Origin of the sequence: Pseudoalteromonas sp. SCSIO 43095, from assembly GCF_023650455.1 — a bacterium.
Taxonomy (GTDB): domain Bacteria; phylum Pseudomonadota; class Gammaproteobacteria; order Enterobacterales; family Alteromonadaceae; genus Pseudoalteromonas; species Pseudoalteromonas tetraodonis.
Genome location: NZ_CP087995.1, coordinates 1,377,958 through 1,400,143, shown reverse-complemented (window position 1 = coordinate 1,400,143; position 22,186 = coordinate 1,377,958). Strand labels below are relative to the sequence as shown.

The 22,186-nt window shown below is 40.1% G+C and carries 21 protein-coding genes and 2 pseudogenes; 18 read left to right on the top strand and 5 right to left on the bottom strand.

Annotated elements, in window-relative coordinates; translation table 11 throughout:
* Positions 1-25 precede the first annotated feature (25 nt).
* From LOC50_RS06720 to LOC50_RS06700, 5 genes are read left to right on the top strand one after another with little or no spacing between them, the layout of a single operon-like run.
* On the top strand, positions 26-1,183 hold the full coding sequence (locus LOC50_RS06720; RefSeq protein ID WP_010389955.1) for an acyl-CoA dehydrogenase family protein: 1,158 nt from the start codon (positions 26-28) through the stop codon (positions 1,181-1,183).
* 10 nt (positions 1,184-1,193) lie between these two features.
* Positions 1,194-1,973 (top strand): enoyl-CoA hydratase, encoded by a 780-nt coding sequence (locus LOC50_RS06715; protein ID WP_250653858.1) that lies wholly within the window; start codon positions 1,194-1,196, stop codon positions 1,971-1,973.
* A complete protein-coding gene (locus LOC50_RS06710; protein WP_250653857.1) occupies positions 1,973-3,130 on the top strand; it encodes an enoyl-CoA hydratase/isomerase family protein in 1,158 nt (385 codons plus the stop codon). Before LOC50_RS06715 ends, LOC50_RS06710 begins: the two co-directional genes overlap by 1 nt.
* 4 nt (positions 3,131-3,134) lie before the next feature.
* Positions 3,135-4,034, top strand: a complete 900-nt coding sequence (gene mmsB / locus LOC50_RS06705) for a 3-hydroxyisobutyrate dehydrogenase (RefSeq protein ID WP_036982733.1) — start codon at positions 3,135-3,137, stop codon at positions 4,032-4,034.
* 9 nt (positions 4,035-4,043) lie between these two features.
* Complete coding sequence (locus LOC50_RS06700) at positions 4,044-4,814, top strand: SDR family oxidoreductase (protein ID WP_036982730.1); 771 nt, start codon at positions 4,044-4,046, stop codon at positions 4,812-4,814.
* An 86-nt stretch (positions 4,815-4,900) separates the two neighbouring features.
* On the opposite strand, the pseudogene LOC50_RS06695 reads toward LOC50_RS06700, so the two are convergent.
* Positions 4,901-5,005 (bottom strand): annotated as a pseudogene (locus LOC50_RS06695) (integron integrase); the annotation flags it as partial.
* Here LOC50_RS06695 and LOC50_RS06690 point away from each other — a divergent pair.
* Together LOC50_RS06690 and LOC50_RS06685 are read left to right on the top strand one after the other, a co-directional pair.
* Positions 4,977-5,471 carry an endonuclease/exonuclease/phosphatase family protein gene (locus LOC50_RS06690; protein ID WP_250653935.1) on the top strand — a complete coding sequence of 165 codons (495 nt, stop codon included), beginning with the start codon at positions 4,977-4,979 and terminating at the stop codon, positions 5,469-5,471. The pseudogene LOC50_RS06695 and the gene LOC50_RS06690 overlap by 29 nt on opposite strands.
* A gap of 167 nt (positions 5,472-5,638) precedes the next feature.
* Positions 5,639-5,839, top strand: a pseudogene (locus LOC50_RS06685) (DMT family transporter); the annotation flags it as partial.
* Positions 5,840-6,196: 357 nt separating this feature from the next.
* Here LOC50_RS06685 and LOC50_RS06680 read toward each other — a convergent pair.
* The gene (locus tag LOC50_RS06680) at positions 6,197-6,400 is read right to left on the bottom strand and encodes a hypothetical protein (RefSeq protein WP_036982727.1); all 204 of its coding nucleotides are present in this window, start codon (positions 6,398-6,400) and stop codon (positions 6,197-6,199) included.
* A 99-nt stretch (positions 6,401-6,499) separates the two neighbouring features.
* Here LOC50_RS06680 and LOC50_RS06675 point away from each other — a divergent pair, with 99 nt between their 5' ends.
* The 3 genes from LOC50_RS06675 to LOC50_RS06665 all read left to right on the top strand — a co-directional run bounded on the left by LOC50_RS06675 (position 6,500) and on the right by LOC50_RS06665 (position 8,035).
* Positions 6,500-7,009 (top strand): GNAT family N-acetyltransferase, encoded by a 510-nt coding sequence (locus LOC50_RS06675; RefSeq protein WP_250653856.1) that lies wholly within the window; start codon positions 6,500-6,502, stop codon positions 7,007-7,009.
* A 118-nt stretch (positions 7,010-7,127) separates the two neighbouring features.
* Positions 7,128-7,481: an alpha/beta hydrolase-fold protein gene (locus LOC50_RS06670; protein ID WP_250653855.1), complete on the top strand. Its 354-nt coding sequence runs from the start codon at positions 7,128-7,130 to the stop codon at positions 7,479-7,481.
* Positions 7,482-7,876: 395 nt separating this feature from the next.
* On the top strand, positions 7,877-8,035 hold the full coding sequence (locus LOC50_RS06665) for a hypothetical protein (protein ID WP_250653854.1): 159 nt from the start codon (positions 7,877-7,879) through the stop codon (positions 8,033-8,035).
* 325 nt (positions 8,036-8,360) lie between these two features.
* Here LOC50_RS06665 and LOC50_RS06660 read toward each other — a convergent pair whose 3' ends face one another.
* Complete coding sequence (locus LOC50_RS06660; RefSeq protein ID WP_028835232.1) at positions 8,361-8,882, bottom strand: TetR/AcrR family transcriptional regulator; 522 nt, start codon at positions 8,880-8,882, stop codon at positions 8,361-8,363.
* Between the two features lie 111 nt (positions 8,883-8,993).
* Between LOC50_RS06660 and LOC50_RS06655 the strand changes: the two genes are divergently transcribed.
* Positions 8,994-9,176 (top strand): hypothetical protein, encoded by a 183-nt coding sequence (locus LOC50_RS06655; protein ID WP_250653853.1) that lies wholly within the window; start codon positions 8,994-8,996, stop codon positions 9,174-9,176.
* 96 nt (positions 9,177-9,272) lie between these two features.
* Here LOC50_RS06655 and LOC50_RS06650 read toward each other — a convergent pair whose 3' ends face one another.
* Complete coding sequence (locus LOC50_RS06650) at positions 9,273-10,481, bottom strand: porin (RefSeq protein ID WP_069439450.1); 1,209 nt, start codon at positions 10,479-10,481, stop codon at positions 9,273-9,275.
* A 616-nt stretch (positions 10,482-11,097) separates the two neighbouring features.
* Between LOC50_RS06650 and LOC50_RS06645 the strand changes: the two genes are divergently transcribed.
* From LOC50_RS06645 to LOC50_RS06620, 6 genes are all read left to right on the top strand, one after another.
* Positions 11,098-12,684 carry an ABC-F family ATPase gene (locus LOC50_RS06645; protein ID WP_250653915.1) on the top strand — a complete coding sequence of 529 codons (1,587 nt, stop codon included), beginning with the start codon at positions 11,098-11,100 and terminating at the stop codon, positions 12,682-12,684.
* Positions 12,685-12,837: 153 nt separating this feature from the next.
* Positions 12,838-13,320, top strand: coding sequence for a 5-(carboxyamino)imidazole ribonucleotide mutase (gene purE / locus LOC50_RS06640; protein WP_036982714.1), 483 nt, complete (start codon positions 12,838-12,840; stop codon positions 13,318-13,320).
* A 2-nt stretch (positions 13,321-13,322) separates the two neighbouring features.
* Complete coding sequence (locus tag LOC50_RS06635) at positions 13,323-14,465, top strand: 5-(carboxyamino)imidazole ribonucleotide synthase (RefSeq protein ID WP_250653852.1); 1,143 nt, start codon at positions 13,323-13,325, stop codon at positions 14,463-14,465.
* 187 nt (positions 14,466-14,652) lie between these two features.
* Positions 14,653-15,582: a YeiH family protein gene (locus LOC50_RS06630; protein WP_250653851.1), complete on the top strand. Its 930-nt coding sequence runs from the start codon at positions 14,653-14,655 to the stop codon at positions 15,580-15,582.
* Positions 15,582-16,751 carry an endonuclease/exonuclease/phosphatase family protein gene (locus tag LOC50_RS06625; protein WP_250653850.1) on the top strand — a complete coding sequence of 390 codons (1,170 nt, stop codon included), beginning with the start codon at positions 15,582-15,584 and terminating at the stop codon, positions 16,749-16,751. Before LOC50_RS06630 ends, LOC50_RS06625 begins: the two co-directional genes overlap by 1 nt.
* 105 nt (positions 16,752-16,856) lie before the next feature.
* Positions 16,857-19,358 carry a S9 family peptidase gene (locus LOC50_RS06620; protein ID WP_250653849.1) on the top strand — a complete coding sequence of 834 codons (2,502 nt, stop codon included), beginning with the start codon at positions 16,857-16,859 and terminating at the stop codon, positions 19,356-19,358.
* A 38-nt stretch (positions 19,359-19,396) separates the two neighbouring features.
* Here the strand turns inward: LOC50_RS06620 and rrtA are convergent, their stop codons facing one another.
* Positions 19,397-19,990: a rhombosortase gene (rrtA, locus tag LOC50_RS06615; RefSeq protein ID WP_250653848.1), complete on the bottom strand. Its 594-nt coding sequence runs from the start codon at positions 19,988-19,990 to the stop codon at positions 19,397-19,399.
* A gap of 97 nt (positions 19,991-20,087) precedes the next feature.
* Here rrtA and ggt point away from each other — a divergent pair, with 97 nt between their 5' ends.
* Positions 20,088-21,866: a gamma-glutamyltransferase gene (gene ggt / locus LOC50_RS06610; RefSeq protein ID WP_069439457.1), complete on the top strand. Its 1,779-nt coding sequence runs from the start codon at positions 20,088-20,090 to the stop codon at positions 21,864-21,866.
* Positions 21,867-22,186 lie beyond the last annotated feature (320 nt).

The following is a 22,186-nucleotide window of genomic DNA, read 5'->3' as shown; positions in this document are numbered from 1 at the left end:
AACAAAACACAACAAGAGGTCTACCATGGACTTTAACTTATCTGAAGATCAACAAGCTTTTGCGCAAACGGCGCGTCAATTCGCAGAATCTGAACTAGCACCACACGCTGCCAAGTGGGATCGCGAACATATTTTCCCAAAAGACACAATTAAAGCCGCTGGTGAGCTTGGTTTTTGTGGTTTATACACCCCAGAAGAAGCCGGTGGTTTAGGTTTATCTCGTTTAGATTCAAGCATTATTTTTGAGCAACTTGCACTGGGTTGTACAGCTACTACGGCTATGCTGACCATTCATAATATGGCAACCTGGATGATCGCAAGCTTTGGCACCGATGCAGTAAAAGACAAATACGTTGAGCAATTGGTAATGGGTGAATTACTGGCATCGTACTGTTTAACTGAGCCAGGTTCTGGCTCTGATGCTGCGTCATTAAAAACTAAAGCAGTTCGCGATGGCGATGAGTATGTTATTAACGGCTCAAAAATGTTTATTTCAGGTGCCGGTGAAACAGAAATATTAGTGGTCATGGCGCGTACAGGGGCAGATGGCCCAAGCGGCATTTCAGCGTTTGTTGTACCAGCAGATGCCAAAGGCATTGAGTACGGCAAAGCAGAAGAAAAAATGGGCTGGAATGCACAGCCAACACGCTTAATTAGTTTTGAAGATGTGCGTATTCCAGCCGCAAACTTATTAGGCCAAGAAGGTGAAGGCTTTAAATTTGCCATGCAAGGCTTAGATGGCGGCCGTATTAATATTGCTACTTGCTCTATTGGTACAGCACAAGCGGCACTTAATACCGCACGTGAGTATTTAAAAGAGCGAACTCAATTTGGCAAGCCATTGGCTGCATTTCAAGCACTACAATTTAAAATTGCCGATATGAATACCGAGCTTGTAGCAGCCCGCCAAATGGTAAGACTAGCGGCGTTTAAACTTGATACTAACGACAGTGAAAAAACCACTTACTGTGCTATGGCTAAACGCTTTGCAACCGATGTTGGTTTTACTGTGTGTAACGATGCGCTGCAAATTCATGGTGGCTACGGATACATAAAAGAATACCCGCTTGAGCGCCATGTTAGAGATGTACGTGTTCATCAAATTCTTGAGGGCACTAACGAAATTATGCGTGTGATTATTGCGCGTCGTATTTTAGCCGAATCAGCCAGCGAAGTTTTATAAGGAGATTAGTATGTCAAACCCTAGCATTGAATTAACTATTGAAGGCCATGTAGCTATTTTAACTATGTCGAATCCGCCAGCGAATACCTGGACGAAAGACACCTTAGTGGCGCTTAAAGACACAGTTAATCAGCTCAACACCAATAAAAATATTTATGCATTAGTACTGACTGGTGAAGGCGAGAAGTTTTTTAGCGCCGGTGCCGACCTCAATGTATTTGCCAGTGGCGATAAAGGTGTCGCTGCAGATATGTCATGTGTATTTGGTGAAGCGTTTGAAGCGTTAACTAATTTTAGAGGCGTGTCGGTTGCAGCCATTAATGGTTATGCAATGGGTGGCGGCCTTGAAGTAGCACTTGCTTGCGACATTCGTATTGCAGAAGAGCAAGCACAAATGGCATTGCCTGAAGCAAAAGTGGGTTTATTACCCTGTGCTGGTGGAACGCAAAACTTAGCATGGCTTGTTGGCGAGGGCTGGGCAAAACGCATGATTTTATGCGGTGAGCGCTTAAAAGCCGATAAAGCCCTACAAATTGGCTTAGTGGAAGAAGTGGTTGCACAAGGTGAAAGTTTTGCAGCAGCGCTAAAACTGGCAAACCAAGTGGCAGATCAAAGCCCATCGTCGGTTGCTGCGTGTAAAACATTGATTCAAAAAGGGCGTCATCAACCTATGGCAAATGCGTTGCCACTGGAACGTGAACTGTTTGTTGGTTTATTTGATACCGAAGATCAGCAAGAGGGCGTGAACGCCTTTTTAGAAAAGCGCAAAGCTAATTGGGTGAATGGCTAATGAGTGAATTAACCCGTTTAAATTCAGCTGATGCTGCCGTGGTATTTGAAACGGCAACCACAGACAATGGCCGACTCATTGGTTTTGCTACGCTTAACGCGCCTAAGTCATTAAACGCGTTAAATTTTGAAATGATCAGCTTACTCGAGCCGCAACTACAGCAATGGGACAAAGACGATAACATTGCATTAGTGGTTCTTAAAGGCGCAGGTGAAAAAGCATTTTGCGCCGGTGGCGATGTAGTGAGCTTACACAAAGCAATGAGTGAAGGTAAACCGAGCTCACTGGTTGAAGAGTTTTTTACTCAAGAGTATCAGCTCGATTACCTTATTCATTGTTACAACAAACCCATTTTAGTCTGGGGTAACGGGATTGTAATGGGCGGCGGTTTAGGTTTAATGGCCGGTGCCAGTCATCGTGTGGTTACCGAAACATCACGCATTGCCATGCCAGAGCAAACTATTGGGCTTTACCCTGATGTAGGCGGCAGTTATTTTTTACATAAAATGCCTGCCCATGTTGGTTTGTTTTTAGGGCTGACCTCGGCATCTATAAATTGTGAAGACGCTAAGCTTGTATCGCTTGCCGACCACTTTGTAAATGCCGATAAGTACCCAGAGCTTGTTGAAGCATTACTCAATACAAAATGGGGTAAAACAGCAAGCTTAAACCACGACAAGCTAAGTAACTTGCTAATTGAGTTAGATAACAACTCTAGCCGTATGCCCAAAGGTAATTTAAAAGCAAACTTAAGCTTGATTCAAAAGCTTGGTGAGTTTGACACATTAGAGCAGCAGGTAGATTACATTTTAAACCTAACCACTGATGACAAATGGCTACAAAGCGCACAAAAATCGTTGGCGCATGGTTGTCCATTAAGTTGTGCCTTAGTGAGTGAGCAGCTCAAACACAGCAAAGGTAAAACGTTGGCAGAGTGTTTTAAAATGGAGCTTGCGATGTCGGTTCGTGCCGGTGAAGTGGGCGAGTTTCAAGAAGGTGTACGTGCCTTACTAATCGATAAAGACGGTGCGCCACACTGGCAGTTTAAAACGTTAGCTGATGTACCAAAAGAAGTGGTAGAGAGCTTTTTTGCAAATCGCTTTGGCGAGCAACATCCGCTAGAGCCGTACTTTTCTCAACTTAATTTACAAGGGTAAAGCGATGAGTAAACTCAATATAGGATTTATTGGTTTAGGTAACATGGGCGGCCCAATGGCGGCTAATTTAATTAAAGCTGGCCATACGGTGAGCGTGTTCGACCTAAGTGCTAATGCAGTGAACGAGCTAGTTGAAAAAGGTGCCAATGCAGCAAAAGATGCACAAACCTGTGCAACCAACGTTGATGTGCTAATTAGCATGCTACCGGCAAGCAAACATGTTAAATCACTTTATTTAGGCACAGACGAGCAATCGGGTTTAATTAAAGTACTGAGTAAAAGTACCTTAGTGATTGATTGTTCAACTATAGATGCACAATCAGCCCGTGATGTAGGCCATGCACTTGGCGAACAAGGTATTGCGTTTGTTGATGCACCGGTTTCGGGTGGTGTAGCAGGTGCAACAGCAGGAACGCTTACGTTTATTGTTGGTGGTGAGCAAGCTGCATTTGATAAAGCGAATTCTGTATTAGTCGATATGGGTAAAAACATATTCCATGCTGGTGATATTGGTGCAGGGCAAGTTGCCAAAATATGTAACAATATGCTGTTGAGTATTTTAATGGCAGGCACCAGTGAAGCCATTCAAATGGGTATTAATAACGGCCTCGACGCAAAAGTACTCAGCGATATAATGAGCGCAAGCTCGGGTCGAAACTGGACGTTAGAACTTTATAACCCCTGTCCAGGTGTTATGGATACCGCTCCTGCAAGTAATAATTATAAACCTGGCTTTATGGTTGATTTAATGGCTAAAGACTTAGGCCTTGCTATGGAAGCAGCGCAGCAGAGTAATTCACTAACGCCAATGGGTTCAATGGCTAAAAATTTATACACTATGATGCAGCACCAAGGTGCGGGCAGTGATGATTTTAGTGCCATTTTTAAATTGTTTTCGAAGTAGGAAAGTATCGTGGAAATAAAAAATAATACCGTAGTGATTACCGGTGGCGCACAAGGCTTAGGTTTTGCAATGGCGCAAAGGTTTGCCTTAATGGGCGCTAATATTGCCTTAATTGATATGGCACAAGCACAGTTAAATGAAGCAACCGAGCAGCTATCTGCATTACAAGGCGTAACGGGTACTATAAAAGGCTACAGCGCTAATGTAACCGTTGAGAGCGAAGTTGAAGACGTTTTTAATACCATTAACAGTGACTTTGGTCACATTGGGGTATTAATTAATAACGCCGGCATTTTACGCGATGGCATGTTTATAAAAGCCAAAGATGGCAAAGTGGTTAAAAAAATGTCGCTTGATCAATTTCAATCAGTGATTGACGTTAACCTAACAGGTGTATTTTTAGCCGGGCGCGAAGCGGCTAGCCACATGATTGAATCAGGCAAAGGCGGCGTAATTGTAAATATGTCGAGCGTAGCGCGTGCGGGTAATATTGGCCAAACTAACTATGCTGCCTCAAAAGCGGGTGTTGTGGCACTAACCACTACATGGGCTAAAGAACTTGGCCGTTTTGGTATCCGCGTTGGTGCCATTGCCCCAGGTGTTATTAGCACCGCCATGACCGATGCAATGAAGCCAGAAGCCAAACAGCGCATGCTAGCAGTAACCCCTGTAGGGCGCTTAGGTGAAACCGCTGAAATAGCCCATACTGCTCAGTATATTATCGAAAACGACTTTTTTACTGGCCGCGTGGTAGAAATAGACGGTGGTATTCGTTTGTAATTTGTCAGCTCTCATTTATTTATTGGAAGCACAGCTCAAGCGAGTTGTGCTTTTTTGTTTTCAATAGGGGAGGTTTATAACCTTGATTATAACTTTGAAAAAGGGCTAACAACCCCGTTAGTACCTTGTTGTAAAACATGCGTATAAATCTGTGTAGTACGTATGTCACTGTGGCCTAACTGTGTTTGGGGCGATCTTAGGCTTTTTCTCCCTTTCACTATCAACAGAGATGTCACTGTGCTGGCAGTCTGGACGAAGGGGCGGAATGACGAAGCATTTGGCTACATGGGGCAATTCTGGAAATACCTTCAAATTCATCATGAAGATCTGAGTCAGCCAAAGACAATCATTCTCGGCGATTTTAATAGCAATGTGCGGTGGGATAAGCCGGACCGATGGTGGAATCACTCAGACGTAGTAGCTGAACTCGGCGAGATGGGTTTCAAGAGCGCGTATCATCGTGCCTTTGAGGAAGAGCAGGGCAATGAGTCCAGGCCAACATTCTTCTTGCAGCGGAACCGCGAGAAGGCGTACCACATTGATTACGTTTTTACCTCTTCAGACTTTCCAGAAGAATGTGATTTGAAGATCGGTCAGCACGATGAGTGGATTTCAATCAGTGATCACGTGCCGTTGACGCTGAGCATCAACAATTAACAATCGGCTGCACAGCGACCGATTTTCCGTCGCTTCGCGGCTCCAAACCGGCGCGTGAGCCGGGCGTTAGATGCTTCATGTGCTCACAGTTTTTTTGAAAGAACAAGACTGCTTATTTCTTGAATATTAGTATATTCTTGCGCGAGATATAAAAACCGGAGAAAGCTATGAAGAACTGGATATTTTTAACCGCGGCTATCATTTATGAGGTAATTGCAACATCTAGTTTGAAGTCTAGTGAGGGTTTTACTAAATTAGCTCCTTCGTTACTTGTTGCTGGTTATGGTGCAGCGTTTTATCTGCTTTCACTCACTCTCAAATCAATTCCTGTTGGAATGGCATATGCAATTTGGTCAGGGCTTGGAATGTCTCGCTATTTTAATTACGCTGATCTATTCACCTTTACTTTATTCGAAAGAGAATGATATTCAGTTTAAATGGAAGTTAATTGAAATTATTGCATCAGATATAGATACAATAAAAATTGATAATTCAGGTATTCTTCAAATAATGAAAAAACATCGGAATAGATATTACCCTTACACGAGGGAAGGCAAAATATTACATGTAATTTCGGGAAAAGTAGTTAGAAAATGGGAAGTGTTACATGTTGATGAGCATAACCTTCGTCTAGATTCCCCACTCGGTATTTATGTTTTAAAACGTTAATAATGAAAATCTTTAAGGCTACAAATAACTGCAGCCTTTTTTCTATTACAAGTACCTTACTTATCTTGTTGTTCACGCGCTAATTGATTAGGTAATAACTGCTCTACAATTTCACGTGCTGGCAAAGTGTAACGCACGCCATCAAACATAACCGACGTAAACTCGTTAATATTAGTAATGCCGGTAAGGGTCCAACCTTCACCACGTTTTGGGCAGTAAACAGTAGTAGTTGGTTGTATTACTTTAAAATTGTCACTCATAGTTTATCTCAATTAATGCTTGTGAATACGGTATGGTAAGTTAATAATGACGCTCTATAAAGTGCTATTTAAAGCGCGTTTACTTTATTTGGCGTAGGCATGTTTAAAACTATAAAATTACCCCGCGTTACCTTACGTTTAATTACCCACAAACACGGCGCAGCGCTATTAACAATTTTAAATAATCCACTCGTTTATGAGTTTAACGATTATAAAACCCCGCTAAATAAACAGCATATTAAGCAGTTAATTCAAGATGATATATCGAGTTATTACCAAGGTGAAGGTGTTCGGCTTGCAATTGAACATAATATGAGTGGCAAATTACTGGGTACATGTGGCTTATATAAAATATGTAAACAAACTAAAAGTGCTTATATTGGTTTTGAACTGGATCCACTCTATTGGCAGCAAGGCTTAATGCAAGAAGTACTTATAGGCTTTGTCAGTGAAGTGCATAGCTCTTTAAACATTGAGCACTTATATGCAGAAATTCATGGCAAAAATGTTCGCTGTTATAACTTACTCACTAAACTTGGCTTTGTATTTAACCAGCAACTTAATAACGGTGTATGGCATAAGCAATTAACTAAAATGGATGGCACATGAGAATTAAAAAAGCGATTATTTTAAATGTATTGTTAGTGTATTTGGGTTTGTAATAACTGGGTTTAGTTATTATCAAAATAATGTTTCAGACTTTGTTGATGTAACCCTAGATTAGAAAGTGCTTAATGAGTCTTGTAAGGTATTTATAAGGTTACCCGATGATTTTGACAAAAATAAAGCGTATCCACTTATTATAAAAACAGATGGTTATTTTAATTTAGCTAATTGGGATAAGGCACTAAAAGCATTAAATACTGAAAGCATATTAAATGAGGCTATTTTAGTTGCTATACCTAATCAGTTTTTTATCGATACGCGAAATCGTGATTTAGTACCACCTTATGCAAGGAAAGACGTTAATACAAATCCTCGGTCTAAACATGAAACTTCGCCAGAAATTTTTGGTAAAGCTGATTTGTTTTTTGCTTTTATAGAGCAAGAGCTACTTATACCAATCCGCAATAATACTTAATCATTTTGCGGGGCTAAACGTGTCGCTACCTGTGTTAAAAAACTCTCATTTAGAACAACTAAATAGCGATTTTTTGCCTAGCTATCAACTCGTTTTTTCAGCCTCAAAATAGACCACTTAATTAAGCGAATTGGTATTACTTATTTAAAGGCTAAATACAGGTTAACTGAAAACCGTATATTAACGGGATTTTCGGCAGGGGGGCAGTTTTACTTTATATACGCTGCACACCAAACCAATGCTATTTAATGGTTACTTTGCATTTAGTCCTGCGCCTTGGTACGACGATATGACCGTAGTAAATCATTTTAATACCTTTTTACAAGCTAAAACACAAAGCTACTATAGAACCCACCTTATTATATTTTACTGTTGGCGGGGCTGAACATAAATTAATGCTTGAGGCGTATGATAACTTAGAGCAAAGTTTAGTAAGCCATGCTAGTAACTGGTTAGGGTGGGGGAGTAAAGTAAACCCTGATGCAAAGCATAATGATAATCCAGCATTGAGTATTAAGGGGGCTTTAACGGGCTATGATGAATTTATTAATTAAGAATATTGTTAAACTTGCACTAGTAAAACGGCTTAGCTGTATATATGTACAGCTAAGCCGTTTTGCTATAAATTACCTTATTTTATGGTGTAAATAGCTGGTGGATGCAAGGTGGTACAAAAAAGAACACATCATACTAGTAATGTTTAAATGTAATCTTAGCAATGAGGTAATATAAATTATCAATTTACTCATAAGTGGAGTGGTGGGTTTATAACGCTTATTGAGTTTGGCTATCTGAGTCGTTAAATAAAGAATTTAAATAACAAAAAAGGTGGACGGTGCTTTATTTATATCAGCACCGGTCTATACCTTTAGGACTTAATTACAAAAGCGCTATTTTATTACTTAACTGTCTAAGCATATTTTCAGCATTAGGTAAGGGGTCGTTTAACCCATCTATTAAGGTCATAAAATAACAGTCCATCATTACGCTTGCTTTTGTTTCATCAAACTTCGGTTGTTCACTAAAAAGCAGTTGTTTAAATTCATCCATCTGCGCTTTAAAAAAAGACGTTCTCCAAATGATGTCGCTAATTAATAGCTTACTAAATTCACTATTTTCACAATAAAAAGAATAAAGCGGATGAGCGTAGTGACGTAACTTTAAGCGAGGGGAGTGCTGCGTATCTAACTGCTTTGCTTGGTTAATAATAACGGCTATTTGTTGTTGCATACCGGCCATCAATAAATCAATTTTATTTTCAAAATGACTAAACACTGTACCTACAGCAACATTGGCTGCAACCGCTATTTCTCTTGTTGATGTGTGATCGTAACCTTGCAGCAAAAATAATTCCCATGCTGAAGCTAAAATTTTATCGCGTGTCTTTTCTTTTTTACTCATTATATTTCAATGCTTTACTTGTTTGTTTAATAAAAGAGCTAAGTCATTATTTGATTAATTGAGCTCGCTCAATTAATATTGTGAGCACGCTCATTTTTATAAGGATGTTACATGAAGTTTATCAAACGTGTTATTGGTTATATACTTTTTATTCCACTAATTTATTTTTATTCTTATTTGCTAGGGCCAATATTAAAAGCAGTTTTAGTCCCAGGAGGGGTTGTTTTTTTATGGCTTATTCTAGGGCCAACAGAGGGGACGCGTGCGTTAAAAAAAGCATTTAAGAAAAAATAGCTCAAGCTTCAACTAAACAAATCGAAAAAAAGCCCTGCTATTTTGCAGGGCTTTAAGTTTACCTTTGTGATTTTAAGCTTGAAAGCTCAACTGATATTAAAGAACGTATCTAAAACCAAAAGCAATACCGTCATCTTCAGATTGCTCCATTAGCGCTTGCTGCTGTTTATTATTACTTTCAAAATCACCAAAGTCTTTACGTGCTTCTACATAAAGTTTGGTGTTTTGGTCAATTAAGTAATGCACACCAATAACAGCAAATTGACGCTTAAATACATCATTAGGATCGGCATTAAAGTTTGGTTGAATTACGTAGTCATCACCTGCATCAAATAAGTTATAGGCAATAAATGGTCTAAAATCGTTATCAAAGCGATACGACACAAATGTTTCAATACCAATCGCATCTTTAATTAAACGACCTATGTTATCTGTATCGTGGTTTTCGTTTTTGTTGATATTAGCGGCTACATACAAGCCTGGCGCATCAATATTGCCCCAAATAACACCTGCACCATAAATTGAATCGTCAACAGAGCGGGTTGTTCCGTCGCCATACGTTAATTCAAACTCGCCGCGGTTAATACCCGCGGTCAGTTTTAGCTTATCAGTCACGTTATAGGTTACTGCACCGCCAAACGTATAGTTAAATTCAACTTGTTGTGCAGCAGCATCTCCAGACTCAAAATTTGCTTGGCATTGTGATTCTGTAATATTGCTTACATCACAAGTATAAAAAGCGCTGTTTTTTAACTGAGTTTGAACACTAAAGTCAAAGTCGTTGTAGCTATTACGGTATTGCAGTGTTTTATCACCACGACCAGTACCATTTACTGCACCATCGTCTTTGTTGTAAGTGTAAACACCGGCAGCGTTACCATCCCATACATAGCTGTAGTTTGTTGCATACACAACATCAAACCACGCACCCCATTGTTTACCAATCGTAATTTGGCCGTATTTATCGTGTTTAAGTCCTGCATAACCTAAACGATTATATAAAAACTCATCTTGAATAGATTCAAAACGGTTGTTGTATACAATATCGCTACTGCCAACAGGGTTGACACCCCATTCAACTAAAGCCATTGCTTCCCAGCCGTTTTTTAGTTGGCGTTTAAAATCAAAATTAATTCGTGAGGCACCATTGACGATTTCGTTTTGACCTTGAGTATTTATCACTCGCGCATCAATATATCCGCCTACTGCGACTGTATTTTTTTCATCCTTAAACACTTCTACTGCTGAAACAGTTGGAGCAGCTAAAATACCCGCAATTGCTAGCGATACTAATTTTCTTTTCATTGTGTGTGCCTTGCCTAAATTAAAGACGTTTTTATAATTACTAAATTCGAAGTCGTGCAGACTAGCAAAGCAATAAAAGGCTCAAAAGTGAAAAATTATCAATGACAATTAGCAAAAACACGCATCTTGTTCATTTTAAGTTAATGCTGTTTTTATTTTGTAGCCGTATAAACTGCCATTTAATTTTGGAATAAGATATTAGGCTTAAATGCAGGAGAGGGATTGTTGAATTTTTTTCATAGTTGCGCCTATCGGCATGGGTAGAGCTAAAACTCTAATACTATAAAAAAAGTTAATATAGCCGTATTAATTGTTAATAAAAGTGAAATGCGACCAAGTCGCCTGTAAACGCGATTAAATAATTTATAAAGGGTTTGATGCTAGTTGTTTTTTATTAAACATTTTTTTACTGTATCAACAGTACAATAATGAGTTTTACTCACCTTTTTAGCACATTTTCTCGCCCAGTACTTTGGCTATTTAATTGCTTTTATAGTTAATAAACAGCCACCGTTTACTTTGAGTTTGGTGCTATAAACTTTCATAGAAAAAAACGGTGATTTGGTTTAAACTGCGCGCAATTTAAATACTTCAGTCTCCCTTGGAGGGTAGCGCTATTATTAGTACAGCTAACATCACCATGCAATTTGGTGCTAAACCGTTATTTGAAAATATCTCAGCTAAATTTGGCGAATCAAACCGTTATGGTTTAATTGGTGCTAATGGTTGTGGTAAGTCGACCTTTATGAAAATCCTTAGTGGTGAATTAGAACCATCTTCGGGTAACGTAAGTACTGATCCAAATGAGCGCGTTGCTAAACTAAATCAAGATCAATTCGCCTACGAAGAATATTCTGTTATTGATACCGTGATTATGGGTCATAAAGAATTGTGGGATATTAAACAAGAACGTGACCGGATATATAGCCTACCTGAAATGAGTGAAGAAGACGGCATGAAAGTAGCCGATCTTGAAACTGAATTTGCTGAAATGGACGGTTACTCGGCTGAATCTAAAGCGGGTGAGTTACTATTAGGTGTGGGTATTGCTACAGAGCAGCACTACGGACCTATGTCAGAAATTGCACCAGGTTTTAAACTTCGTGTGCTTCTAGCTCAAGTTTTGTTTTCAGACCCTGATATCATGCTGCTCGATGAGCCTACCAATAACTTGGACATTTATACAATTAAGTGGCTTGAAGATGTATTGAATCAACGTGATTGTACCATGATCATCATCTCGCATGACCGTCACTTTTTAAATTCGGTATGTACGCATATGGCCGATATTGACTACGGTGAACTACGTATTTACCCGGGTAACTACGATGAATACATGTTTGCAGCTACTCAAGCACGCGAACGTTTATTAAGTGAAAACGCGAAAAAGAAAAGCCAAATAGCAGAGCTTCAACAATTTGTATCGCGCTTTTCTGCCAACGCGTCAAAGGCAAAGCAAGCCACTTCACGTGCAAAACGAATTGATAAAATTCAATTAGACGAAGTAAAAGCGTCGTCACGTCAGTCGCCATTTATTCGTTTTGAACAAGAAAAGCAGTTATTCCGTAACGCACTAGAAATGACTAGCTTATCGCAAGGCTTTGAAGAAACTTTATTCTCAGGATTAGAAGGCCTAGTTGAAGTAGGTGAGCGCATTGCTATTATTGGTGAAAATGGTGTGGGTAAAACAACATTATTAAACACTTTAGCAGGACGTTTAGCGCCTAAAAGCGGTGAGTTTAAATGGTCTGAAAATGCAAACATTGGCTACTATGCACAAGATCATGCCGATGAGTTTGAAAAAGACATGAATTTGTTTGAGTGGATGGAGCAATGGCAACAAGAGGGCGACGATGAGCAAGTAGTGCGTAGCTTCTTAGGTCGTATGTTGTTTTCACAAAACGATATAAAAAAATCAGTAAAAGTAATATCTGGTGGTGAGCAAGGTCGTATGTTATTTGGTAAAATTATGATGCATAAGCCAAATATTTTACTTATGGATGAGCCAACCAACCACATGGATATGGAGTCAATTGAAGCACTTAACTTAGCGCTTGAAGCGTATGAAGGTACCTTGATATTTGTGTCACACGACCGTCAGTTTGTATCATCAGTTGCCACTCGTATTTGGGAAATCAAAGACGGTAAAGTTATCGACTTTAGAGGTAACTACTCAGAATATTTAGCGAGTAAAGAAGCTTAATTGCTGATTGTTTCGCTGTTTAAAAAAAGCCATGTTTAACATGGCTTTTTTATTGTCTGCTGGTCGCATTAGTGCAGCATTTAAGTATATAATAGCCGCCATAAAACCGGACATAAGTCCGCTATTTTTAAAATACATTACTGAGGAGTATTTATGACTGTTGGCATTATTATGGGTTCTAAATCAGATTGGCCAACCATGGAACACGCCGCCCTTATGCTAGAAAAATTTGGCATTGAGTATGAAACTAAAGTGGTTTCTGCGCACCGCACTCCTCAATTACTTGCCGATTACGCAAGTTCAGCCGCAGAACGCGGTATTAAAGTTATTATTGCTGGCGCAGGTGGCGCGGCGCACTTACCGGGAATGGCGGCAGCGTTTACATCTCTGCCAGTTTTAGGCGTACCTGTTAAATCTAAAGCGCTAAACGGTGTAGACTCTCTGTTATCTATTTGCCAAATGCCAAAAGGTGTTGCGGTAGGTACTCTTGCTATTGGTGAGCCCGGTGCTGCAAACGCAGGTTTATTAGCGGCACAAATTTTAGGATGTCAAAACCCAGAAATCTTCGCAAAAATCGAAGCGTTCCGTAAAGAACAAACTAAGACTGTTTTAGCTAACCCAAATCCTGCAGAGTGATCATGAATATTTTAATTTTAGGGGCAGGGCAGCTAGCACGAATGATGAGCTTAGCTGGTGCACCGCTTAATTTAAATGTGGTTGCTTATGATGTAGGCAGCAAAAAGATTGTGCATCCGCTTACAAACGAAGTGTACCCAACAACGCTCGAACAAGCGATAGAAAACGCTGATGCTATTACGGCCGAGTTTGAACATATTCCAGATGATGTACTTACACAGTGCTGTAATAGCAATAAGTTTTATCCGGGCAAACAAGCCATTAAAACAGGTGGCGACCGTGCGCTTGAAAAAGCGCTTCTCGATAAAACCGCTGTTGCATGCGCGCCATATCAATTAATTACAGAAAAAGCGCATCTTGAACTCGCGGTTCAAACACTTGGTAAGCCATTAGTCATTAAAACATGCCAAGCGGGTTACGATGGTAAAGGCCAATGGCGTTTAAAATCAGACGATCAAATTGAACAGATTTGGGCTGAAATGGCTGATTTTATTGCATCAGGCACTGAGCACGCTCCGCACACCATAATTGCAGAAAAAATGATCCCTTTTGATCGTGAAGTCTCTATTATTGGCGCGCGCGACAAAGAGGGTAACGTTGCAATCTATCCACTTACTGAAAACCAACATACCAATGGCGTATTAACGCTTTCACTAGCCGGTAAAGATAATAGTTTAGTCGAGAGTCAAGCAACCTCAGCATTTACGCGTATTGCAAATGAGCTTAATTATGTAGGTGTATTGGCCATTGAGTTTTTTGATGTACAAGGTACATTATTGGTTAATGAAATTGCGCCGCGAGTTCATAACTCAGGCCATTGGACGCAACAAGGTGCTCATTGCTCGCAATTTGAAAACCATATGCGCGCTGTTGCCGGCCTACCTTTAGGTAGTACGCAAATTAAGCAGCCTACTGCTATGATAAATGTATTAGGCCAACCACAAATCCCTAATGATGTGTTAAAAACAGCAGATGTAACCAGCCATTGGTACGGTAAAAGTGTAAAACCTGGTCGCAAAATGGGCCACATTAATGTATCTGCTGATAATTTACAGCAATTAGGTGAACGCCTTGGTGAACTCGCAATGTGTTTGCCAGAGCAAGATTACCCCGGTGTATTAGCTACCAGCCAATCGCTATTATAAGTTAAAAAACAAAGCGATAAATTGAACTTAACTTCAATTTATCGCTTTACCTTCTAAAGGTTCTTTTCAATGATCCACCCAAAGTTTTGTATTATTGTGTGTGCCTTTTGTATTGCCTTTCCAACGGTTATATTTGTTGCCCCCGTTGTCCATAAACTGACTAATAAACTCATTCGCGCTTAACGTTATGATTATCGCTAAATTTCATAAACCTGTATTTATAATATTACTGGCCTTGTGTATCACTCCATTTATTGGCGCTGGTAGTGCCTTGGTTATGGGGGCGTTATTTGCGATTACCTTGGGTAACCCGTTTGCTGAGTTATCACAAAAGGCCAGTAAATGGATGCTAAAGTTGGCAGTTGTGGGATTGGGGTTTGCTGTTGATTTTAATCAGGTAATTGAGGTTGGTCGCAGCTCTTTAGTGTTAACAATTGTCAGTATTACTGCCATAATTGGGCTTGGCGAAATTTTAACTCAAGTGTTTAAACTTAATCGTAACACAGGCGTGTTAATTTCCTTTGGAACCGCTATTTGTGGTGGTAGCGCTATTGCGGCCATGGCACCGGTTATAAAAGCCAAAGATCATGAAGTGGCTGTGGCGCTGGTTATCGTATTTTTACTTAATGGTGTAGGGTTATTATTATTCCCTGCAATTGGGCATTATTTTGAACTAACCCAAGAGCAGTTTGGATTATGGGCTGCACTTGCAATTCATGATACCAGTAGCGTGGTAGGTGCATCGGCTACTTATGGTGCAGTGGCACTGAGCATAGCAACAACAGTGAAGCTTACTCGTGCTATGTGGATTATTCCATATACTACGCTTGCGGGTGTGTTTATGCGCTCAGATGAAAAGGCGAGTATTCCATTATTTATTGTAGGCTTCTTATTAGCCGCATTAATTAATACCTATGTGCCGTCGCTTTCATCTTATTGGGAGTTGATAAACATTGCAGCGAAGCAAATACTAGTGATGACATTGTTTTTAATAGGCAGTGGTTTGTCGTTATCGGTACTAAAGCAAGCGGGAATTAAACCGTTTTTAATGGCTGTGATTCTTTGGATCGTGGTTAGCTGTGTTATTTTATTATTAATCATAGATGGATTCATATAATGAGACATGATCTCGGTATTAAAATTATTGGTGGCTTTTTATTGTTACTGGTTTCAGCAAGTTATGTTCACGCAGAGTCATTACGGGTCGCAACGTTTAATGTCAGTATGGATGCAACCAATTACACCGCTAAAAATGAAAAAGTAAAAAGCGATGCCTTAGTTAACGCGCTGCGCTCTGACCACCAGCAAATTAAAAATATTGCTGAAATAATTCAACGCGTTCGTCCAGATGTCGTGCTTTTAAATGAATTCGACTACGTCCCTAAATCACAAGGGATCGAATACTTTAAAACCCATTACTTAAATGTAGGGCAAAATGATCAAGCGGCTATCGATTACCCTTATGTTTACATTGCACCAGTTAACACAGGCTTAGCAACTGAGTTTGACTTGGACAATAACGGCAAAAAAACCGGTGTAATGGGTGATGCACAGGGCTTTGGTTTTTTTGAAGGCCATTACGCAATGGCGTTTTTATCTCGCTACCCCATTGATTTTGACAACATCAGAACTCTGCAAACGTTTAAGCACAAAGATTTACCGAATGTGAAAATGCCGGTAGACCCAAAAAACAATACAAATTGGTATAACGAAGAAGAATGGAATGCTTTACGTTTAAGCTCTAAATCGTTTTGGGATATACCGGTAAAAGTAAATGATAAAGTAGTTCACATGTTAGCCTCGCATCCTACGCCGCCTGTGTTTGATGGAGATGAAGACAGAAACGGCATTCGTAATCATGATGAAATTAGATTAATTGCTGATTACGTTAATAACGAAAGTTACCTGTATGACGATAACGGTAAAAAGGGCGGGCTTGCAGCAAAATCGCGCTTTGTGATTTTAGGTGACCTAAATGCCGCCCCTGAGGGCGATAAAAAGCGCACAAATACAACAGATCAGTTACTTAAAAGCCCGATGATTAATGCCGGTTTTATTCCAACCAGTGAGGGCGCTAAAGAGCAATACCCACAAGCTTATGCTAAAAATTACACTGCTAATTGGCAAGCACGCGTTGATTATGTTCTGCCTTCAAATTATGGACTAACCATTAAAGATGGTGGCGTATTTTGGCCGAAAAAACAAAGCGAATTGTACCGTTTAATCAAAGATAGAAACGCATCAAGTGACCACCGTATGGTATGGCTTGATTTAACGGTTGAATAAACGGGTTACTCACCCCGATATCAGCGTTGTTTATCTTAAATAATTGCAATTATAAAGGTGCTTCTGCTTAAATACGGTTAATTATAATAACCGTCAAGAAGCACTATGATTTTTAAATTTTCATCTTCTAAAACACTTGTTGCAATGGCTGTTGCGTCAAGTGTTATGTTAGCGGGCTGTACAGCAACCGCCACAACTTCTAATGACTCAGCTATTCAAACAAATACCAAGGTTGCAAGTGTTGTTAACACACCTGCAGACATAGGTGTCTCAAAAATTACGCTTGAACAAGCGATGGCTCACCCTGATTGGATTGGACGTCAACCGCAAGGTGCATTTTGGAGTGCTGACTCAAGTACTGTTATTTACGCGCGAAAACAACAAGGTAGTGAGCTAAGAGATTTATTCACTCAAGCTGTAAACGCTCAAACAGCAGAGCAAGTGGCTTTAAATCAGCTTCACAGCGTAGGCTCAAGTAAAGCTGTTTTTTCTAACGATAAATCACTTCAAGCTTATGTGTTTGAAGGCAACATATTTATTAAAAACGTACAGTCAGGCGTAATTAAGCAAATTACGCAAAGCTCAGCCACCGAGTCAAAGCCACAATTTTTAAACGATGGTAACTTAGCGTATCGCCAAGGTAATATCTTTTTTAAAGTAGATTTAACCACAGGTTTAACCCGTGAAATTGCTAATTTAAAACTGGCTGACAAACCACAAGGCGTAAAAGAGCCAACAACTTATATTGCCAAAGAACAACATAAGCTGATTGATTATGTTGCACTGCAGCATAAAAACAAACAAGACAAATATGCGCGAAATGAACAAGTCAAAACTCAAAATAGCTCAATTGCCAACACGCATTACTATTTAGGCGATGGCAACACGGTTGATGAAGCCGAGCTTTCTCCAAATGGCGACGCGTTAATTGTGGTTGTTCAAGAAAAAAGTTCATGGCGTGGTGAAGGCGACATTATGCCTAACTACATCACTGATGATGCGACTATAGAGCCTAAAAAAGTTCGCCGTCGTGTGGCTGACGCTAAAGAGCAAACTTCTGAAATTGTTTATATTAACCTTGCAGATCAAAGCCAAACTACTTTAGGGTTTAATACCTTGCCTGGTTTTGATGAAGATGTACTCGCTGAGATTAAAAAAGAAAACTATGCCCGCGATGGCAAAACGTATAAGTCTAAGAAACAACCGCGTGGCATTAATGTAATTTCAGACTGGGGATGGGATCAATCGCCTATCAGCTGGAACGATGATGGCAGCCAAGTGGCGATTATGCTTGAAGCATGGGATAACAAAGATCGTTGGTTGGCCACCGTTGATTTTGAAAATAACAAACTCGTATCTCAACACCGTTTACATGACGATGCGTGGATTGCGTATGCGTTTAACGACTTTGGTTGGTTAAATGACTCAACCACGCTTTATTATTTATCGGAAGAGTCGGGGTACAGTCAGCTTTATAAAAAACCTTTAAATGGCAAAGCTATAGCTTTAACACAAGGTCAGTTTGAAGTGTCTGACTTAACCCTTACTGATGACAATAGTGCTATTTACTATAAAGCGAATATTGAGCATCCGGGTCTTTACGAAATATACCGCGTTAATCCACAAACAGGTGTTAGTGAGCAAGTAACCGACTTAAACGGTATGACGGATTACACCTTAAGCCCTGATCAATCTAAGTTATTACTTAGACATTCTAAAATCACTATGCCGACTGAACTTTATGTGGCAGAGGCTAAAGCAAACACAACTGCGACTCGTTTAACCAATACGGTATCTGATGCGTTTTTAGCTAAAAAACTCACAGCGCCTAAAATTGTTGCTGTGCCATCAAGTCATACAGATCAGCCCATATACGCCAAAGTCTATTACCCCGCTGATTACCAAGAGGGTGAAACAGGCAAAACCCGCAAAGCGGTTATTTTTAACCACGGTGCTGGGTACTTGCAAAATTCACACATGGGGTGGTCTGGCTACTTCCGTGAATTTATGTTCCATTCATTACTAGCAGATGAAGGTTATGTAGTAATGGATATGGATTACCGCGCATCTAAAGGCTATGGTCGTGATTGGCGAACGGCTATTTATCGCCAAATGGGAACACCTGAAACACAAGATCTAGCCGATGGCGTAAAATGGATGGCGGATAATGCCAATGTTAATACCCAAGCGGTAGGGACTTACGGTGGCTCTTATGGTGGGTTTATGACTTTCATGGCGTTATTTACCGCGCCAGACTTGTTTCAATCAGGTGCAGCGCTTCGTCCAGTGACTGATTGGGCTCATTACAACACAGGTTATACGGCTAACATTTTGAATCACCCTGATGTTGACCCGATTGCCTATGAGCGTAGTTCACCTATTTATTATGCAGAAGGGCTTAAAAAGCATTTATTAATAAATGCGCCTATGGTTGATGATAATGTGTTCTTTCAAGATTCAGTGCGTTTAGTACAGCGTTTAATAGAACTTGAAAAAGAAAACTTTGAAACAGCAATCTTTCCAGTAGAACCGCATGGTTTTGTTCAGCCTTCGAGCTGGTTAGATGAATACCGTCGAATTTATAAACTGTTTAAAGAAACGCTTTAATCGACTAAAAATAAAAACGCCACTTATGTGGCGTTTTTTTAACTGTGTTTATTATCGTTTTTGATGTGTTTTACAACCAGCGGCACAGCTAATAAAACCCCACCAATTGCGCCAATTAAATGCGCATCAACGGCCACCGTTGATTGAATAAGTTGACCAATTTCTGCGCTTGGACCATTAACTTGCTCAAGAATAAGCTTTATCCATACACCAATAAACAAGATATAACCTGATTTTAACCCAACGGTGACATCTTTTATGGCCCCCCACACGATCACGCCATGCAATAGCGCACTCAGCCCTGTATAAATAATGATTGTTGGACAAAACCAATAAACCCCCAAGCCACACCAAAGCGCAAGGAGTGCAACATTAAAGCTGTAATGCTTAGGCGTTGTGTATTCGCCATGAAGCAACCAAATAAGTGCTATACCGGCACAATTTAAACCTAAATGTGCCCAGTTAGCATGCACAAATTGGCTGGTGAATAAACGCCACAGTTGGCCTTGTTCAATTAATGGGCGATTAAACTCAAGCTCATTGTTCATACCAAGCCATGCTAAGAGCGTACTTAATACAATTAAACACAAGGGGGGTAAAACATAACGCGGCTGAAGGGGTAAATTAAGCATTTAATGATCATTTTTTTATATTTATTTTTGCATATTGTGCCTGTTTAACTTTAAGATGCCAATTATCTTCCATGCAATTTAAGTTTAATCAGTAATTATGAATTTTAAGCTCAACTCTTTATTTGCTCTCTCTTTAAGTGCACTGTCTTTCCCTTTATTTGCACAGCAAGCAAGCCAAATTGAAACCCGTGAACCAGAAGCCGCCACAGGGGTAGTACAAAAGCAATTAGTACCTGGCGATAAATACATGGTTGCGGCTGCAAATCCTTATGCCTCACAAGCGGGAAAGGCCATTTTAGCCCAAGGCGGAAGCGCCGTAGATGCCGCAATTGCCACCCAATTAGTGCTTACATTAGTTGAGCCGCAGTCATCAGGCATTGGTGGTGGTACGTTTATGATGTATTACAACAAAGCTAACAATAAACTCACCAGTTTTGATGGTCGCGAAACAGCCCCCAGTAATGCCGATGAAAACCTGTTTTTAAATGAACATGGCAAAGCTGTTAAATGGATTGAAGCAGTTGTAGGTGGTCGCTCTGTGGGTGTACCAGGTATTTTACATGCGTTTGCCAGTGCCCATAAACAATATGGTAATTTGCCATGGGCAACGTTATTTAAGCCAGCTATTGCACTAGCCGAACAAGGGTTTGAAGTATCTCCACGATTACATGGCTTACTCGTTAGGCAGTTAAACCCGGGTGTTATGAGTATGCCGGTGATCAATGAGTATTTTTTCCCCAATGGTGAAGTGATCAAAGTAGGCAGTATTAAAAAAAACCAGCCGCTTGCTAATTTATACAAAGACATTGCCTCACAAGGGATTGATGCTTTTTATAAAGGTGATAATGCAAAAGCCATGGTAAGTGCAGTGCAGAAATCAAAAATTGCCCCGGGTAAATTATCTGTACAAGATCTTGCTAACTACACCAGCAAAGAGCGCGCCCCTGTATGTATTAAATACCGCGTTTACAAAGTGTGCTCAATGGCACCACCTAGTAGTGGCGGTGTAGCGGTGCTACAAATTTTAGGCTTGCTTGAACATAAAGATATGGCCAATATTAAAGCTAATAGCGCAGAGGCTATTCATTACTTTAGCCAAGCATCGCGCATTGCGTTTGCTGATCGAAATAAATACCTTGGCGATCCTGATTTTACCCAAGTCCCTACCGAGGAGTTATTAAACAAAGATTACATCGCTACCCGCGCAAAGTTAATTAGCGAAGAAGATAAAAAAGCATTTCCTGGTGATCCAGTTGATTACTTAAGCTACGCAAATGATGACTCTTTTGAACTTCCGTCTACGTCACATGTCTCGATTGTTGATAGCAAAGGCAATGCTGTTTCGATGACCAGCTCTATAGAAATGGCGTTTGGTTCGACGGTCATGGTTAATGGCTTCATTTTAAACAATCAGCTGACTGATTTTTCACTCTCGCCGCGTAAAAATGGCAAGTTAGTGGCTAACAGAGTAGAAGCCCATAAACGTCCGCGCAGCTCAATGTCACCCGTGATGGTATTTAATCAAGATGGGAGCTTACGTTTAGTGGTCGGCTCTCCTGGTGGTAGTCGCATTATTGATTATGTAGCGCAAGTTGTTATTGGCGTTTTAGATTGGAATTTAAACGCGCAACAAGCCATTAATTTACCGCGAACCACTAATCGCAACGACTACACCAGCGTAGAAAAAGGCACTGCACTTGAAGCGGTGGTACCAAAGCTTAAAAAGCGCGGCCATGATGTGCGCGTGATTGACTTAAACTCTGGGCTGCATGCGGTAGAAGTTAAAAATAACCGTTTGTATGGCGCCGCCGATCCTCGCAGGGAAGGGATGGCATTATCGGATTTAAGTAATAATAAAGCCTCATTTAAATTCTAAAACATGTATAATCAACAGCAGGTTTGCAGCTAATGTATTACCTGCTGTTATTTATGTAATAGCTTAATAGTTAATGATTATTTGATTGAAAATAGTATGTTAACTAATGTAAAAAATTAGCAAATCTAAAAAAATAACTGACACTGTTGTAACCATTGCACACAGCAAACGCTGGTCTAATGCCCGTTTTTAATTTTTATAAATTCACAACAGCCTGCTAACATATTCACCAAATATGAGTGACTTTATACTAAAGTAGCGCTTGTATTTGTAAATTTTCAATGGTCTGACAAGCTTAAATGTCATTGCAATTTAGCCTT

Coding starts and splice junctions, on each gene's coding strand:
- LOC50_RS06720 (WP_010389955.1), top strand. CDS start 26: ATGGACTTTAACTTATCTGAAGATCAACAAGCTTTTGCGCAAACGGCG.
- LOC50_RS06715 (WP_250653858.1), top strand. CDS start 1,194: ATGTCAAACCCTAGCATTGAATTAACTATTGAAGGCCATGTAGCTATT.
- LOC50_RS06710 (WP_250653857.1), top strand. CDS start 1,973: ATGAGTGAATTAACCCGTTTAAATTCAGCTGATGCTGCCGTGGTATTT.
- mmsB (WP_036982733.1), top strand. CDS start 3,135: ATGAGTAAACTCAATATAGGATTTATTGGTTTAGGTAACATGGGCGGC.
- LOC50_RS06690 (WP_250653935.1), top strand. CDS start 4,977: ATGTCACTGTGGCCTAACTGTGTTTGGGGCGATCTTAGGCTTTTTCTC.
- LOC50_RS06680 (WP_036982727.1), bottom strand. CDS start 6,400: ATGAGTGACAATTTTAAAGTAATACAACCAACTACTACTGTTTACTGC.
- LOC50_RS06675 (WP_250653856.1), top strand. CDS start 6,500: ATGTTTAAAACTATAAAATTACCCCGCGTTACCTTACGTTTAATTACC.
- LOC50_RS06665 (WP_250653854.1), top strand. CDS start 7,877: ATGCTTGAGGCGTATGATAACTTAGAGCAAAGTTTAGTAAGCCATGCT.
- LOC50_RS06660 (WP_028835232.1), bottom strand. CDS start 8,882: ATGAGTAAAAAAGAAAAGACACGCGATAAAATTTTAGCTTCAGCATGG.
- LOC50_RS06655 (WP_250653853.1), top strand. CDS start 8,994: ATGAAGTTTATCAAACGTGTTATTGGTTATATACTTTTTATTCCACTA.
- LOC50_RS06650 (WP_069439450.1), bottom strand. CDS start 10,481: ATGAAAAGAAAATTAGTATCGCTAGCAATTGCGGGTATTTTAGCTGCT.
- purE (WP_036982714.1), top strand. CDS start 12,838: ATGACTGTTGGCATTATTATGGGTTCTAAATCAGATTGGCCAACCATG.
- LOC50_RS06635 (WP_250653852.1), top strand. CDS start 13,323: ATGAATATTTTAATTTTAGGGGCAGGGCAGCTAGCACGAATGATGAGC.
- LOC50_RS06630 (WP_250653851.1), top strand. CDS start 14,653: ATGATTATCGCTAAATTTCATAAACCTGTATTTATAATATTACTGGCC.
- LOC50_RS06625 (WP_250653850.1), top strand. CDS start 15,582: ATGAGACATGATCTCGGTATTAAAATTATTGGTGGCTTTTTATTGTTA.
- LOC50_RS06620 (WP_250653849.1), top strand. CDS start 16,857: ATGATTTTTAAATTTTCATCTTCTAAAACACTTGTTGCAATGGCTGTT.
- rrtA (WP_250653848.1), bottom strand. CDS start 19,990: ATGCTTAATTTACCCCTTCAGCCGCGTTATGTTTTACCCCCCTTGTGT.
- ggt (WP_069439457.1), top strand. CDS start 20,088: ATGAATTTTAAGCTCAACTCTTTATTTGCTCTCTCTTTAAGTGCACTG.